This is a genomic window from Niastella koreensis GR20-10 (assembly GCF_000246855.1).
GTDB lineage: Bacteria > Bacteroidota > Bacteroidia > Chitinophagales > Chitinophagaceae > Niastella > Niastella koreensis.
The window spans coordinates 2789031-2805197 of sequence record NC_016609.1 but is presented as its reverse complement, the minus strand read 5'-3'; the positions used below and the strand labels follow the sequence as shown (position 1 = coordinate 2805197).

Annotated in this window: 15 protein-coding genes; 7 read left to right on the top strand and 8 right to left on the bottom strand. The window is 42.0% G+C overall.

What is annotated here, in order from left to right; translation table 11 throughout:
• Window positions 1-16 precede the first annotated feature (16 nt).
• The 3 genes from NIAKO_RS11495 to NIAKO_RS11485 are packed head-to-tail and all read left to right on the top strand — an operon-like array spanning window position 17 to window position 3123.
• Window positions 17-1186, top strand: a complete 1170-nt coding sequence (locus tag NIAKO_RS11495) for an alpha-mannosyltransferase (protein ID WP_014218584.1) — start codon at window positions 17-19, stop codon at window positions 1184-1186.
• A 3-nt stretch (window positions 1187-1189) separates the two neighbouring features.
• Complete coding sequence (locus NIAKO_RS11490) at window positions 1190-2155, top strand: ornithine cyclodeaminase (RefSeq protein WP_014218583.1); 966 nt, start codon at window positions 1190-1192, stop codon at window positions 2153-2155.
• A gap of 14 nt (window positions 2156-2169) precedes the next feature.
• Entirely contained in the window at window positions 2170-3123 is a 954-nt protein-coding gene (locus NIAKO_RS11485; RefSeq protein ID WP_014218582.1) for an FkbM family methyltransferase, read from the top strand.
• Here the strand turns inward: NIAKO_RS11485 and NIAKO_RS11480 are convergent.
• From NIAKO_RS11480 to NIAKO_RS11445, 8 genes are all read right to left on the bottom strand, one after another.
• Window positions 3069-3755 carry a 4'-phosphopantetheinyl transferase family protein gene (locus NIAKO_RS11480; RefSeq protein WP_014218581.1) on the bottom strand — a complete coding sequence of 229 codons (687 nt, stop codon included), beginning with the start codon at window positions 3753-3755 and terminating at the stop codon, window positions 3069-3071. The genes NIAKO_RS11485 and NIAKO_RS11480 overlap by 55 nt on opposite strands.
• 13 nt (window positions 3756-3768) lie before the next feature.
• Entirely contained in the window at window positions 3769-4131 is a 363-nt protein-coding gene (locus NIAKO_RS11475; protein ID WP_014218580.1) for a hypothetical protein, read from the bottom strand.
• 14 nt (window positions 4132-4145) lie between these two features.
• Window positions 4146-6566, bottom strand: coding sequence for a penicillin acylase family protein (locus NIAKO_RS11470; RefSeq protein WP_014218579.1), 2421 nt, complete (start codon window positions 6564-6566; stop codon window positions 4146-4148).
• A 6-nt stretch (window positions 6567-6572) separates the two neighbouring features.
• Window positions 6573-7208, bottom strand: coding sequence for a DUF4254 domain-containing protein (locus NIAKO_RS11465; protein WP_014218578.1), 636 nt, complete (start codon window positions 7206-7208; stop codon window positions 6573-6575).
• Window positions 7205-7714, bottom strand: coding sequence for a UpxY family transcription antiterminator (locus tag NIAKO_RS11460; RefSeq protein ID WP_014218577.1), 510 nt, complete (start codon window positions 7712-7714; stop codon window positions 7205-7207). The genes NIAKO_RS11465 and NIAKO_RS11460 overlap by 4 nt, the downstream gene beginning before the upstream one ends.
• Before the next feature lie 248 nt (window positions 7715-7962).
• Window positions 7963-8652, bottom strand: a complete 690-nt coding sequence (locus tag NIAKO_RS11455; protein ID WP_014218576.1) for a response regulator transcription factor — start codon at window positions 8650-8652, stop codon at window positions 7963-7965.
• A 302-nt stretch (window positions 8653-8954) separates the two neighbouring features.
• Window positions 8955-9512: a hypothetical protein gene (locus tag NIAKO_RS11450; protein ID WP_014218575.1), complete on the bottom strand. Its 558-nt coding sequence runs from the start codon at window positions 9510-9512 to the stop codon at window positions 8955-8957.
• Complete coding sequence (locus tag NIAKO_RS11445; protein ID WP_014218574.1) at window positions 9496-11742, bottom strand: peptidase domain-containing ABC transporter; 2247 nt, start codon at window positions 11740-11742, stop codon at window positions 9496-9498. Before NIAKO_RS11445 ends, NIAKO_RS11450 begins: the two co-directional genes overlap by 17 nt.
• 229 nt (window positions 11743-11971) lie before the next feature.
• Between NIAKO_RS11445 and NIAKO_RS11440 the strand changes: the two genes are divergently transcribed.
• From NIAKO_RS11440 to NIAKO_RS11425, 4 genes are read left to right on the top strand one after another with little or no spacing between them, the layout of a single operon-like run.
• On the top strand, window positions 11972-12814 hold the full coding sequence (locus tag NIAKO_RS11440; RefSeq protein ID WP_014218573.1) for a glycosyltransferase family 92 protein: 843 nt from the start codon (window positions 11972-11974) through the stop codon (window positions 12812-12814).
• 31 nt (window positions 12815-12845) lie between these two features.
• On the top strand, window positions 12846-13703 hold the full coding sequence (locus NIAKO_RS11435) for a glycosyltransferase family 92 protein (protein ID WP_014218572.1): 858 nt from the start codon (window positions 12846-12848) through the stop codon (window positions 13701-13703).
• Complete coding sequence (locus NIAKO_RS11430) at window positions 13691-14776, top strand: hypothetical protein (RefSeq protein ID WP_014218571.1); 1086 nt, start codon at window positions 13691-13693, stop codon at window positions 14774-14776. The genes NIAKO_RS11435 and NIAKO_RS11430 overlap by 13 nt, the downstream gene beginning before the upstream one ends.
• Window positions 14777-14802: 26 nt before the next feature.
• Entirely contained in the window at window positions 14803-15987 is a 1185-nt protein-coding gene (locus NIAKO_RS11425) for a glycosyltransferase family 9 protein (RefSeq protein ID WP_014218570.1), read from the top strand.
• Window positions 15988-16167: the final 180 nt, after the last annotated feature.

The following is a 16167-nucleotide window of genomic DNA, read 5'->3' as shown; positions in this document are numbered from 1 at the left end:
TTAAAATCTTTAAGTAATGATATTTACGTTTACGGATAAATTCATTCGGAAAACCAACTATACTGTAAATGCGCACATGATTGCGCTTTTAAGAAAAGGCTGGCAGGAATATGCAGCATCGATCCCCCCTTATGCCGGTAATTTTGAAGGTAAAGGTATTGTTACCTGCGCAGGTGGCGTTAACCATGTTACCTGCGCATGGGTCAACATCAATATGCTCAGGCAAACGGGCTGTATGCTGCCAATTGAATTGTGGTATACCGGACATGAATTGAACGCCGAAACGATCCGTGCATTCGAACAACTGGGCGTTCAATGTAAAAACAGCCTTGATTACACCGGTCTGCAGGTATATGGGTTTTCTTTGAAACCTTTTGCCATACTCAATAGCAGTTTTAAAGAAGTGCTTTTTCTGGATGCCGATAATAACTGCGTAGCAGATCCTGCCTATTTGTTTGACGACGTTTTGTATAAAACCTATGGCACTATATTCTGGCCCGATTACTGGATAACGGACAGGGCAAATCCCATATGGGAAATAACAGGGTCCAGCGACTATCACTCGATCGAGCAGGAAAGCGGCCAGATATTGATAAATAAGGAAAAATGCTGGAAAGAAATAAATTTATGCCTGCACTTCAACCTCAGGCGTGAGCACTATTATGAAATGCTTTTAGGTGATAAAGACACTTTCAGGTTTGCCTGGAAAGCGTTAGGAACGCACTATAATATGATAGCCATGCATGCAGGTGCATGCGGATTTGAGGCGGAAGACAAAGATCTTTTATATGGCCTCACCATGGTACAGCATGACAGCGCCGATAATATCCTTTTCCTGCACAGGAATGCCTGGAAATGGGATATTACGGCAGAAGATGAGCTTGTATGGGATAAGATCAGGCGTTTTAAATCCGGTGCTGCACGGGAAAGCTGTATCATAAGCCATTGTAATATGGGGGAGTCCAAAGGAAGAACTTTCTATGACCTGGTTGGTGAAGTAGAGTTGCTTGATTTCAGGGAATTGTTCGGAGATTATGAGCAAAAAGGCCTTGAAATACTTAAAGAGCTAAGAAACTTTAAATTCTACGCACGCTTTTTACTCCACTACTATAACCTGAAAGCCAGACCCGGTTATCCGCGTGGACTTAAGGAATCAACTTTTGATCATGTGATACAAAGAGCCTGATATATGAAGTATTTAAATGAAGATGATATAAAAAAGATAGGTGTAAACTGGCCTGCTGTTACAACGGTGATACGTAAGGCCTGCAAAACAATGGCGCAGGAGGATTTTGCGCAGCCTATCAAACCCTACCTGAGATACAGGAACAGGAAGAACAGGATCATTGCCATGCCGGGATTTTTAGGCGGTGAAACGGAACTGGCAGGCATAAAGTGGATTGCCAGTTTTCCCGACAATATAAACAAAGGGATCAGGCGGGCGCATTCCGTTATAATCCTGAATGATGCGGCCACCGGGCAGCCGGTGAGCATTATTAACACACCTTTGTTAAGTGGCATAAGAACGGCCGGGGTATCGGGCCTTATGGTAGAGCTTTGGTTAAAATATAACCACATGAGCAGGATCAGGGTAGGCATGTGCGGACTGGGCCCTATTGGCAGGCTGCATACCGATATGTTATTCGGATTGCTGGGTGACCGTATAGAAATGGTAAGTATATACGATATCAGGCCATGTGAAAAAATGGTAAGCGAACATCCTCATGCTGACAGTATCAGGATCTGCGATACCTGGCAGGAAGCATTTTCAAACGCAGATATTTTTGTTACCTGTACGGTATCAAACGGCCCCTATATTGACAGTATGCCCAAAAAAGGTTCATTACACCTGAACGTTTCGCTGAGAGATTATATGGCATCCTGGATCCAATATGCCGATACGATCATTGTTGATGACTGGGATGAAGTTTGCAGAGAAAATACCGACATTGAAAATATGCATCTGAACCACGGCCTGCAGAAGCAACAGGTATACAATATAGTCGAATTGGTGGCCGGCATTGGTTTGTCTCAGTTGAAACAACCGCAAACAGTGATGTTCAACCCAATGGGAATGTCGGTATTCGACATTGCAGTAGCCGGGCATTATTTTACCAGGGCGGAACAACTTACCGTAGGAACTGAACTTGAATAATAAAATACCGATTTATGAAAATAAGCATAGAACAGATCGTTAAGGACCCCGAAGCCTTCTCTGCCGACGATACAGCAGTAGTTGAAAACATCCTGAACTACTATATGGCATGTAATGAAGAGCTAAAAAAGATCATGCGTAGTAATGCCGCCGACCGGCTGCAGCAAATGGCTGGTGTAGGGCTCTTCACAAAAAAGTTATTGGGCGCCCATGGCCGGGCCATTATAACGGAAACCATCGATGGATTATTTGCCAGCGACCCCGAGGACTATGGTGTTGGCTGGGATATCAGGCGCGACGGACGATTTAGTACCGAGTTGCTGAAATCTATTTACAGAAGTGCTCTTCCTGCCTCGAAGGTGCTGGTAGTGGGCGCCCACATAGGCACACTCGCCATCCCCCTGGCAAAAAAGTACGCCTACGTAGCCGCCATTGAGGCCAACCCCCATACATTCCGGTTACTCGAAATGAATATCAGGCTGAACAATGTTACCAATTGTGAAATATTCAATATTGCAGCCAATGATAAAGAAGAAACGTTGAAGTTCATGTTAAACAGGGCTAACTCTGGTGGCAGTAAGCGCAAACCGGTTAAAGATCATTATATTTATAATTATGACGAACCACAGGAGATAGAGGTAGCCGGCGTAGCGTTGGATAATTATTTCACCCGCCGCGATTTTGACGTGGTGCTTATGGATATCGAAGGGTCTGAGTATTTCGCATTGAAAGGCATGCAGGATATTCTATCGAAAGCCAGGGGCCTGATCATGGAGTTTATACCCCATCACCTGCGTAATGTAAGCAATGTAACTGTTGAAAAGCTGTTGGCCTTATTGCCGGGGTTTACAACCTTAAGAGTGCCGTCATTGAACAAAACGGTTAAAAGGGAAGAGTTTGCCGGGGTGCTCAATTACATGTATGAAAGAGGGTTGGAGGATGGCGGGTTGATGTTTGGAAAATATTGAGCGCGTTCAAACCGGAATGCGCTGATCGTTATAGGCTCTTTTTCATTCAACGTGCACAAACAGCTCTTATAATCCGGATGTATGTCAATGACATGAAAATGCCAGCAATCCCCCTGGTAACTAACATTTTTGAGAATGCAGTTACAGGCGTTCAATCCGTTTACCAGTCCTGTGCCCGTTGCTTTTAGAAATGCCTCTTTTTTTACCCATACTTCATAAAAAGAATCGAGTTTATTGGCTGCACTTCTTATGAACTCCTGTTCTTCCGCATGAAAATACCGCATTAATTCTCCATGTTGAATGGTTTGTACTTTCTCGATATCAACACCTATTGAGCCATCCGCATAAGAAAAGACGACCAGTTTTCCCGAGTGAGAGATATTAAAGGGCTTCCAGCCTTCAATAAAAGGTTTATTATGAACATTCTTCCTCCATTTATCCTGCCAGTCATCAATCCCCGAAGTTCGCAGGCTTTCACATAACATAAGCCTGGCGGCCAACCTGCTTTTCTGATCGATCGTATTCCTGTATTTCATCACTTCCTGTTGCATAAATGCCGGAAGGTGCTGTAAATATTCCCTTATTTCACAGTCTCTGATCTCGTCAACATTGAAGTAGTATACAATTGCCATGCTATCCGGGATGTTAATGCCTGCTGAATTCCATTAATCTTTTCCCTGTATATAACGATAGTCCTGCCAGTAAGCCGCCTGCTAACCCCGCCAGGCAAAAGAACAGCAGGGCAGTGACCGGGCCGGTCTTTCTAAAAATGATCCCATCATACAATAAATGATAATACAAATTACCCCCGGTCCATACAATAACACCTGAAATAAAACCGGTAATGAACCCCGAAATGTTCCATTTCAGCAAGGTGGTAACGGCGCCTGTGATAAAAATAGTGATGGTAAAGCTCCACCATGGCAAACTGTCGATCTTCAAAGTAACGATGGCGCCTAAAGCCACTATAAACATGGTTCTAATATTATCTTTTAAGGAGCTGGCCATAATGGTTGGTTTGGTTATTTTAGCATCCAGGTACTGGTAGTTTTATTTTTTGCTTCTTCTTTTGATCTAAACAGATAAAGCGGATAATATGTTCCCTGGTTCCAGTCGTTTATAAAATCATCGTAATAGGTACTGCCTATATTTCCACTTTGCCCGCCTGCGTAAATCCCGAAAGCCAGGGGGCTTTCACCCAACTCTACTATCATTCTCCAACTGGGGCCTGTCTTTGAAGACATAGCATTAATTGCCTGTGGATTGCCTGCACCTGGCAGGTCCTGCCTGTTAAAAAATCTGATATTGGTCATATGAATAACCGCCACTCTGTTAAGGTCGCCCCAACGCACGCTTCCTTTTCTTTTTAATTTCAGATATTCACGGCCTGCAGATAAAAAAGCATTGGTAACTATATCACGGGCATCTTCCTTTTCTGGTGTTTCGGGTTTGTCAAATAAATAACTGTCAGGTTGTTGCCGAATGAGATCCAGCAGGATGTAGTCGTCCGGCAATTTCGATCTGAAAGGATATTTCTTTATTTCATCCCAGGTATAATCCCTTATCTTTTTCATCCACAGATCGAATAACTTTGCCTGCTCATCATTTTTATCGTAGGCCCCTTTCCACCTGCTGAATTGCACAAATGCTTTTTTTATACTGTCGGGCCAGTTGTTTTCATTGACGGCGCTTTTTAAAACCGGCAGGGCGTCTACGGCGAAATTGCTGGTATTGTCCAGTTGCATAATTTTCATTTGCTCCGGAGTAAAGTTGTTATCGTTAGCCAGTAAGCGCCCGATGCGGTTAGCCCGGTTTTCACTGTAATAGCCATTATAGTAATAAGGGTAGTGGCTGCCCGTTGGCTGTTGATTGGCCGATAATATGTATCCGCATAAAGGGTTAAGTAAATGAGGCAGGCTGTCTTGTGGAATATATGCTGAAGGCAGGCATGAGCTGTTGGTGCCATCTAAAATAAATTTACCCTCACCCGGCCATTTAACAGCCATTTTTCCCTGGTGCGTTACTGCAATATCGTTGTTTTTGCCTGCAAAAGTGAAATTCTGGGAGGGACAAAAGTAATGCACTAAAGCGTTGCTGTAATCCGTATAATTTTTAGCCTTGTTTAATTGTATAAATGTCAGGAACTCGTTTGAAGGAGTATGCAATGCCCATTTCAGAGCATGGTTGAATACTTCAGGCTGCGCCGTTGGGAAATTTTTATCGCAAACAATAGGTCCATGCAGGGTGTGGTATATGGTGTCATTAAATGTGGGCATGCCTTTCCTTTTTATCTCTTCAACTGTATAGGTTACATCCTTCCATTGTCCATCGTATTGATATTTTTTACAGTCAGGGGTCATTTTTAATTTGTACCAGTCTTTTACATCATCACTTCCATTGGTTATGCCCCACGCAATATCTTCATTAAAGCCTATGATAACGGCAGGTGTACCCGGAATTGAAACGCCATATACGTTGATGCCTGGGGCAGTCAGCTGCATTTCAAGCCAGATACATGGCAGCGATAAACTCAGGTGCGGGTCGGCGCATAAAATAGGATTACCCGATCTCGTTTTCTTCCCGGAAATCACCCAGCTGTTACTACCCAGTTTGGGATCATAGTTACTGGCAGCAGCTATGGGACCGGTTGATAAAAAAGAAGAATCGAGATATTGCGGTTTGGGTGTATGAATAAGGCTGCGGTTTAAAACGGCTGTTGAATCGTTAACAACCGGCGTTATATGTGCACCCATTCCCGGAAAAAGGGTATTGAATTTTTCTTCCCCAAGCGCTAACATTAAATTGGTCATTGTATAATCTTCTTCATAACCGGAAAGGGTATTAGCCATGTACTTCATCAGCAATGCTGTTTTTAGTTTGCTCCATGGCTCTGGCCTGTAATTTAACAATTTGTATTCCACAGGCATATTTTTATAACCGAGTTGAGCTATATATGCATTGACCCCCTTTGTATAAGCCGTTATTATCTGATTGGTTTCCTTATCAGCCTCTATCATCTTTACAGAGGCCTTTGCAGCCTCCAGAATGCCTATTCGTCTTTGCGTTCTGTCATAGTCAAAGAACTTCCCCTCAAATATTTCACCCAGGCGGCCTGCTGAAACATAAGTTAGAAAATCCATTTGCCATAAACGCAGGCTGGCGGTTATATAGCCCTGAACGAAATAGAGGTCGGCTGTATTTTTTGCAAAAATGTGCGGTACTTTCCGGTTGTCGAAGTAAACTGCCACGGACTCAGTAAGGCCTAAATGACCTATGTTTACCCGGGACTTTTGCAGATTTTCATCATCCTCGTTCTGAATGAGACCGGTGAACGGGTTAAGTATCCTGCCAAGTGGAGGAACATTGCCAAACTGCCGCGAGCAGATATAAATAACAAGCACCAGGGCAGTCACAGTAATGGTGAAAGTAACTACTTTTTTCATGAAAGGTCAAAACTTTGATGTATTATACAAAACGGGATTCAGGTTTTCGTCGTTATACATCTTCATTTGCCTATATACCTTCATCTGTTTGTTGCCTTTCGAAATATCAAGCAGCAATTCGTTAATGCTTACCGACAGATCGATTTGCTGCAGGCGTAAAGTGGCCAGTTTATTCCGGCAACGATGTATATGGTCCGGCGATGCTTCGGTTCTTTGCACCTCGGCATTCATATGGTATATTTTTAAACAAAGGATCGACAGCCGGTCCAGGGCCCAGGCCGGGCTTTCTGTATTCACCCGCGCATAAGGCATAACCGGCACGCCTGTATAGTAATGAAGAAAATAATCGTCTATGTATTCAACGGTATTCGTACGTTCCTGGTTCAGCTGGTCGATACGGCGTTTTAGTTTTAACGCATCAGTGGCATCGATATGTGGATCGCGAATGGCATCTTCAACATGCCATTGCACGTTGTCTATCCAGCACTTTAAATATAATAAATGTTCCAGCTCACCCACAGGAAAAGGGTTTTCAACTGCAGTTTCAATTGAATCAGCTACATGATAATCCTCGATGGCCCGACCATAAATAGCCTGTACGTTATCACTGAACACACTGAAGTTATTGAATAATGTACTCATAGGGCAATAAAATGGTCTTCCGGCAAGGCGATAAGTATATTTCTTTTCAGCAGATCTACTCTTACCAGCAACTTTTGTTTATTATTGAACTCAACCACCTCGCAGGAAAGACCTGTTAAAGCACCTTTGGCGATCACCAGTTTCCTGCCCGGCTGAAAGCGATCGTCCGATACTTCAAGCTCATCTACCTGGTCGGTGATAAGCTTTATGTTATTGACGACCATTTCGCTTACCTGCGCCATTTGCTTGCCTGTTTTTACATAGTACAGGGAACCATCTATGTCTATTCCATCATAATAGTTCTGCATGTTGTTCAGATAAATAAAAATATAGGAGGGGAAAAGTGGCTGGTCAATATATTTGTTCCGGTCGTGCCATGTTCTGAGCGTTTTTTTCACAGGCAGTAACGAATTGATCTGAAGTTCATTTAATCTGGAATGAACCTTTTTTTCATGGCGTGGCTTTGTATAGATAAGGTACCAGCCTTTGTGAAATGTAGTGGTCATGATGCTTTTCTTTTAAGACATGCAGCTTCCTGTTGCTATAACCATAGCAATGGGACCGGCAGGTGCAAATTTTAGTATTGAATAGTAAACCAGTCAGTGATCCGGCCATTAAACCGGATACTGTCACACAGACATGAACGAACGCTTTAAAATTAAATGATCAACAGAATTACCCGATGGTGATAGCCGTATGTTTAATACGGGTATTACTAAAAAGCGGTCTTCCGCAATTTTATTTTATCAGTTTTTCAAGGCTGTAGCCATTTGGTGTAAACGGGTGAGGTAACTTTTATTATTTTTTTATTGATGCCATATTTTATCAGGCCGATGGTAGACTTTACGCCCAGTTTTTCTTTCAGGTCCTGCCTTATCTTTTCTACCGACCTTACACTTAAATATAAATAGCCAGCTATTTCTTTATTGCTTTTTTCTTCCCACAATAGCTGCAGCATCTCGCTTTCTCTTTTATTTAATGAAACAGTTGTTGTCTCTTTATTCGACATTAAGTTATGCTGTTTATTCCAGTACATTATTTCCGTAAAAAGCGCGCTGCGGTATATTCCCTTTTCCGAGATGGCCTCAATAGCACGTATAAGCTCATCGGGTTCGTCTGTTTTTGAAATGATGCCATATACGCCGGCGTCAAGCAATTCGTTTAAAGAATTCATTTCGGTGCATGTTGATAAGGCCAGGATCTTGATATCAGGGTATTTACTTTTGATGTTTTTCACTGCATCAACACCGTTTTGTTCGGGCACGTATACCTCCATAAGCAGAATATGAACTTCAAAATCTTTCAGTTTGCTTAGGAGATCCGAGATGTTGGGCGATTGTATAACAACATTCATATTCCTTTGATCAGAAATGTAGTTTTTTAGGGTCTTTCTAAACAAAGTGTGCGTGTCAACAATGGCAATGTTAATCAGCTTAGATAACATGGTTTAATGGATTGTGAGATTTATGGAATATATTAGAAAAAACAATATCCTGATCCTGTACGGCGTTTAAGGCACACAGGGATTAGAAAACGAAACTTGTGAACCTTTTCATTCACAAGGGAAAAATCACGCTACGTTAACAGAGTTGCCTTTCAGGATTGTAATTATAGAAGGGAGAACCAAATTTAGATAAAAAGGTGAATATAACAATTAACTAAAGGGTTAAACTGATAAGTGTGCTATTTAAGCAATAAGTGTGTTGATTTGAGCAATAATCGTGCAGGTTGATACATCCGGGACCTTTACTTTCCCATTTGTTTTAGCGGGTTTTTGAAAATACATTGCAGTAATCTCAGGTCTTTTACAACAATGACCAGGTTAACTTTTAAACTTTTGTTGCCGGGCCTGTTATACTGAGCCGTTTTAAATTCCGATAACAATACCTTAGCCATCAGATCATGCTCCAACCTGCCAGCTGATACCTGCAGCAACCTGCCTGTTACAACATCAAACTGAGCGCCGGGCTGTTCTTTAACTCTTATTTGTATTAATTGACCTGAACGAATAGTCTGCATACTGTCTTCAGGGGCGGCTATATTAATATATAACATTTTCTCCTGGGCATCGATCCCTGTTACTGTACCCGTTGTTTTTATGATCTCGGGATGGGGAATGAACCACAACACAGCCAGCCCCAGGAATAATACACCGGCAAAATGAGGAAATATCCATCGGTAAATGCCGCCAGGCTTTGAAGGAACGACTCCGGTCTGTGTATTAAGATCAATATACCCCGGCGTTCTGAGCGGCGTCCCTTTATAATTACTTTTAATATCTCGTGTTTTATAATTGGTTGGCATTATTTGACATTTCAATTGAGTCGGTCAGTAATTGATTTTTTATCAATTTGAAATATTTCCCTTTTGCCCGCGTCAGTTCCTCATGCGTTCCCTGTTCCGTAATACGGCCCTGGTGCATTACTATGATATTATCGGCATTTCTTACAGTACTTAAACGGTGAGCTATTACAACGATGGTCCTGTTTGCTGAGAAAAGTCTTAAATTTTCAATAACGGTCACTTCATTTGCCGCATCCAGTGAGTTGGTAAATTCATCAAGGAAAAGGTATTGCGGGTCTTTATATACAGCCCGGGCTATCAATAACCGTTGTTTTTGTCCCTGGCTTATGCCTGTGCCATCTGTGCCAAGTCTTGTATTGAAACCATCGGGCAGTGAATCAATAAATGACAGGATATTGGCTATTCTGCAGGCTTCCATCAATTTTTCCCTGTCGGCCTGCTGATGCTCCATTGATATATTCTTTTCGATAGTATCACTGAATATAAAGCCATCCTGAAATACGGCCGCACATTGACTGCGCCAGTAGGAGGGACTGATGTCTTTAAATTCAATATCGCCAACGGTAATATTACCTTCGTACCGATTATAAAACTTCAGCAGAATCTTCAATAAAGTGGTTTTACCACATCCGCTTTCTCCAACGATAGCCGTTGTTTTTCCCGGCGGTATTGTAATAAAAAGATCATTTAATACACGGGATGTATTGTTTCCGGGGAAGGTAAATGAAAAGTTGGTCAACTGAATGATTTGCAGAGGAGGCAGATGTAAAATATAGTTTTTTCCGGGAATCTCTTCCTCCTCTTTTTCATGAATTTCATTCAACCGCTCCATGCTGATCTTCGCATCCTGTGCGTTTTGAATATACCAGATCAATTGTTCAATAGGCGCGCCCAGCTGCCCGATGATATACTGTATGGCCAGCATGGCCCCAAATGTCAATTCACCTTCAACTAATAATTTTGCTACGGCAAAAGTAAGCACCATATCTTTCAGGTGGTTGATAGCCATGGCGCCGGCCTGTTGCAATTGATTATAGTTTAGCCGTTTGCTATAGAGCCGGAACAAGGCGAGTTGCATCTTTTCCCAGTCCCATCTTTTGAACTGCCCAATATTATTTAATCTTATATCCTGCATACCCTGCACCAGTTGAAGGGTGGTATTGTTTTCCTGGGCAGAGGCATCGAATAACTCATAATTAATTTTGCGACGGAACCGCAGAAACAACTGCATCCACAATGAATACAGCACCATGGCGATCGTGAAAATAATGAACAACTCTATTTTGTACATCATCAACACGATGGCAAATACAATAAAATTGAGTATTGAATAAATGGTAGTAAGGGTAGGGCCAGTTAAAAAATTCTGAACATTCTTATTGTCGCTGATACGCTGCAAAATGTCGCCGGTATGATTACGGTCAAAGTAGGAGATGGGTAACCTGGTAAGTTTTATCCAGAATTCTGAAATAACGGAAATATTTACAGTGGTGGTAATATATAATATTAGGCGGCTGCGTATAAAATCAACGCTTATGCGGCCCATGATGAGCATGAACATAGCACAAAGCACGATAGTGATATAGTTAAGGTCCTGGGTATTGACACCTATATCTACAACACTTTGCATCAAAAAGGGAATGATAAGCTGAAACAGTGACGAGATCAGCAATGACATAACAACCTGGGTGATCTGCAACCGGCTTCGGGTAAAAAACTTCAGTATTATTCGCCAGCTTAATGTATCCCCATTTTTTCTGTCCCTGTTATGGAACGTAAAAGATGGTTCCAGCAGCAATACTTCGCCGGTAGTCTGGATACCGGTTAGTTCATTGCCTGTCCAGTGCCGCATAAATTCGGCCCTGGTATATGAAATAATGTCGCCTGCCGGTGTTATACACTGTAGCATTTTACCTTTTCCAAAACCCGGCCCGGATTGTAAGACACAATATTGCCGGTCCCACTTTATAATACAGGGTAAAAATGCATCATCGGTCAATTCTTTAAAAGTTAGTTCTGTGCACCGGGCCCTGAAGCCTGTTTTTTCTGCGGCTATACTTATATCTGATAACGCAATACCCGCTTTGTTTACATCTATTTTTCCCCGGAAATTTTCTTCACTGTATTTTTTATCATAATGCTGAACAATTATCCACAGGCATGCATACCCACTTGGCAGATGGCCGGTCCGTTTATTAAAAGAGATATTTTTCACTGCACCAGAATTCATGTGTATTAATAAAAGCTATCACCTGGCCTTTTCAGGTACAGGAAATAAAATTAAATTAAGTACAGGTGATAGATTTCACGGTAGCAGTCATACTAAATAAACTGCGGGTATTACTATATATTATCAGGGCGTGGCAAATTACATCCCTCTTTTACCTGTTTTTTTGTAAAATCAGTACTATTTTTAAAACAACAAGCAAACCTTCACTCATCGTCGAAAATCATAAAAAATGAAATTTATTTGCCTGGCAGCCATCCTCCGGGATGAAGAACCATTCCTCGATGAATGGCTCGTATATCACAAAATGATTGGCATCAATCATTTTTTTCTCTACGATGATGCACCTGACCTGCCACTGAAAAAATTGTTACAACCGCATGCCGCATACGTAACCGTTATTCCATGGTATCATATGCATGAGGAGCGCCCGGGCATTAACCGGCAAACAAAGGCTTATACGCACGCCTTGCAGGAATACGGTTCGGGTTTTGAATGGATCACCTTTATCGACGGCGATGAGTTCATAGTGCTACGAAAGCACGATACCATTAATGAGTTCCTGCTCGATTTTCCGGAAGCCGTTTCCATCACGCTCCATTGGCATGTATTTGGCCATAACAACTTTTACGACGATCCACCAGGGCTTATAACCGCTTCGCTTATCAGGAGAAAAGGAAAGCCCAGCGAGAATGTAAAATCCATAACGAGACCCGGGGCAATAGCAAGCATAGAGAATGCACATGTTTGCGTGCTCAAATACAGCAGCAGGGTAGATACCAACAACAAGGTTCTTGAAGATTTATACGAAGGCATATCGGAAGTGGCGCATATTAACCATTATCAATGCCGATCGTTTAAAAGATGGATGCGACGTGCCAACCGGGGCGAAGTAACTTTCGACAATATGGAATCATTCCCCCAAAAGGAACGCTGGCGACTGGACGAAGAACAATGTTTAAAGCAGTTCGTAGTGGCTATGGCATCGGACAAAAACGAAAAGATAGACACCTATATGCAGAAGTATTCCGCTGCCATCCTTTACAAACTTATGAAAATGGGAATTAAAAAATAATTGGTAATTAAAATTTTTATACTAATATAAAATGAAACCAATTTGCCTGGTAGCCATCCTTAAGGATGAAGAACCTTTCCTCGATGAATGGCTGGTATATCACAAAATGATAGGCATCGATCATTTTTTTCTCTACGATGATTCGCCTGAGCTGCCATTACAGCAACTTTTACAACCGCATGCTGCATATGTAACCGTTATCCCCTGGTTTTATGTGCATGAGGATCTTCCGGGCAGAAACCGGCAAACAAAGGCCTATCTGAATGCCGTAGCGGAATATGGCGCCGGTTTTGAATGGATGACGTTTATAGATGGTGATGAATTCATAGAGCTGCGAAAACACGATACCATCAACGAATTCCTGGCGGGTTTTCCCAACGCAGTTTCCATCTCACTCCGTTGGCATGCATTTGGCCATAATGGCTATTACAATGATCCGCCGGGCCTCGTTACCGCTTCCCTTATACGGCGAAAGATCGAGCCTCACTATAATGTAAAGTCAATAACACGATCCCAGGCAATAGTAAATATACCGAATGCACACATTTGCGAGCTGAAATCGCCCGAAGGATGGGTGGATGCAAATAACAGAGCGCATGAAAATGATATATACGATGGCATATCAGCTGTGGCGCATATTAACCATTACCAATGCCGTTCATTTACAAGATGGTTGAAACGAGCAAAGCGTGGCACCGTATCTATAAATCATATGACCGGTCCCGTTTGGCTATTTGACGAAGAAGAGACTTTAAAGATGTTTGTGGTGTCTATGTCGCTCGACAAAAATGAGATGATTGATACATATATGCAAAAATATACCGCTGCAATTCTTTATAAACTCATGAAAATGGGAATTAAAAAATACAATGTACAATGGAACAACTAATTGTTGAAGAAACAATATCCGGCATACTGCACAACATTGTTAGCCGTATGTCTGCCGGCAGCACTCACATAACCGACAGGGGACTTAATGGAAAAATGGGCATGGCCATTTTCCTTTTTCATTATGGCTGCAGTTATAATAACGAGGCCTGTACGGCGATGGCGGACGAACTTATAGACGATATCCGGAACAGTATCGGGGAATTTACTTCGGCAGATTATTATGATGGCCTGAGTGGTGTGGATGCCGGACTCAATTACTTATTGAAAAAAGGATTTATAAACGAAGGTATGGCCGAATTGCCTGAAACGGCGAAACAGGTAATTTATAACAACGTTCGTGATTTCCCGCGTGAAAACATCCACAAAAACCTGTACAGGCTGTCAGGGCTGGGAAAATATTTTGCGCAGGATTATCGCAAAAACTCCCTGATAACTATAGGACCTTCATCCAAATACAACAGGAAATGCGTTTTGCATTTCTTTTACTTGCTCCGCCTTGTGGACCCAACCCTGATGCCGCAACTGGATAACAAAGATTTCATTGGCATATTAGATGTACTATCCAGGATATTTACTACGGGCTTTAGAGAGAAAGAGATCAGGATGATTTTACCGCATAGTTTCAGGGGCCTGGAGATGGTCCTCTTTAACAATCCGCGTTTTAAGCCATTTACAACCGGTTGCAACCCTTTCAGCATGGCACTGTCGCTGTTACAGGTATACGAGAGAACGACAGATCCCGGTTTTGCAACGTTTGCGATACGGCTGCTTGAAGAATATGAAGGGGCTGTGGATCAATTATTCCTGTTGAACAACAGTACGAACGCAGACCTGTTGTACCATGCCATTGCCTGTAGAAAATTACAAACCGTCTTAAAGGAAGATTCTTTTAATAATTATGCTGCAGCGTGCCTGGATTTTTATAAAAGAAGAATAAATAAGAACGATAACATATTGCATAACGGGCACCATGAGTACGGTTTTCCAGGCGGGTATGCTGCAGAGGGCATGGCATTGCTAACACTTGAGGGATGCATACAGGGGGACTGGCTCTATGATTTGCTGCATTAAAATAACCGGAATAAATATAATAGCACATGAGAATTGAAAGCCAAAAGGAAACGCTGAATAAGATATTGCATAACAATAACATGTTGGATGTTGCGAGTATTAAACGGGTACTTATACTGCATGAAGAAGAATTTGATATTATAGGCGACTGGGTGATCCGTTTTCACAAGCTTACCTATTTGAAGGGCTTTCTGCAGAACGCCGCAATAACCATCAACTTTACAGCAGCAGGTCACAATATGCTATCTGACGCCCTTTTAAAAAACAATCCTCATCTGCATGCAATAACGGCCATGAAATGGCAGGAGATCGATTTCGAACAGTATGATTTTATTCTTACCGTATCATATAATGAACAGGCAATTTTGGCCTACTTAGATCAAAGATACGGTTCCTCAATACAGTGCGGCGCATTCAGGATATGTGTATTCACGATGTCGTATTTTATGTTGAAGCCGAAAGAAGGCGTTGTTTTTTTGTTCCCGCTAAACAGGGAACTGGGCCTGTATTCCGAAAAAATGGGAACGCCAATAGAATTGTACATTAGCAAAGAAGAACAGCAATGGGCAGATGCATGGCTAAGGGAAAAAGGGCTAAAGGAAAATGAACAGCTTTTTATAATCCTGGATTCGGCGTCAAAAAGAGATAAACTCTTAAGCATACCAGTATATTATGAATTGCTTTTAGATCTTTTACTACGGGATAATGTAAAAGTGCTCAATTTCGATGAGATGAATATGGGGAAAGAGAAATTCTATACAGAGTTACTGGGCGCCATCCACATGGAAAAATTTATATTTTCGAAAGGCCTTAACCTGAGGGAGGCCATTTGTTTGCTTGGCTCCAGCCAGGTTAAGTTGATACTGGGGCCCTGTACGGGATTGATGCATTGCGCCTCTGGTATATATAACAACTATGTAAGGAACGGGCTTAACAGAGCACAGGTGCCGGTTCTTATTGTTTATACCGGTAAATACAAACAGGATGCCGGGAACGTGTATTTGTGGTGGAATAATAATCCGCTGATGAATATTTTAGTGATAAGAAAGCGGAATAACGATAAAACAATGTTGCTGATGGATGATTTGACTGATGAAGAAAAAATAAAAAATGACGGTCTTACCTGCGATGAATATACGGCCCGCATGCTCACTGAATTTGTGGATCAAAAAATCCCAAAGTTCCCGTCGATGCGTGCACTGCATGTTTGATTTGCACAATGCGGCATTTTGATCAAACTTTTCGGCACATCTCACTAACTTTGTGGCATATCTCATTAAAGATGCCGCATTTAGGACTAACTATAAGGCATTTCGAACCAACTTTGGAGCAACCCGACTAAACATTGGAGCAACCTGACTAAACTTTGGAGTAACCTGTATAAACATTGG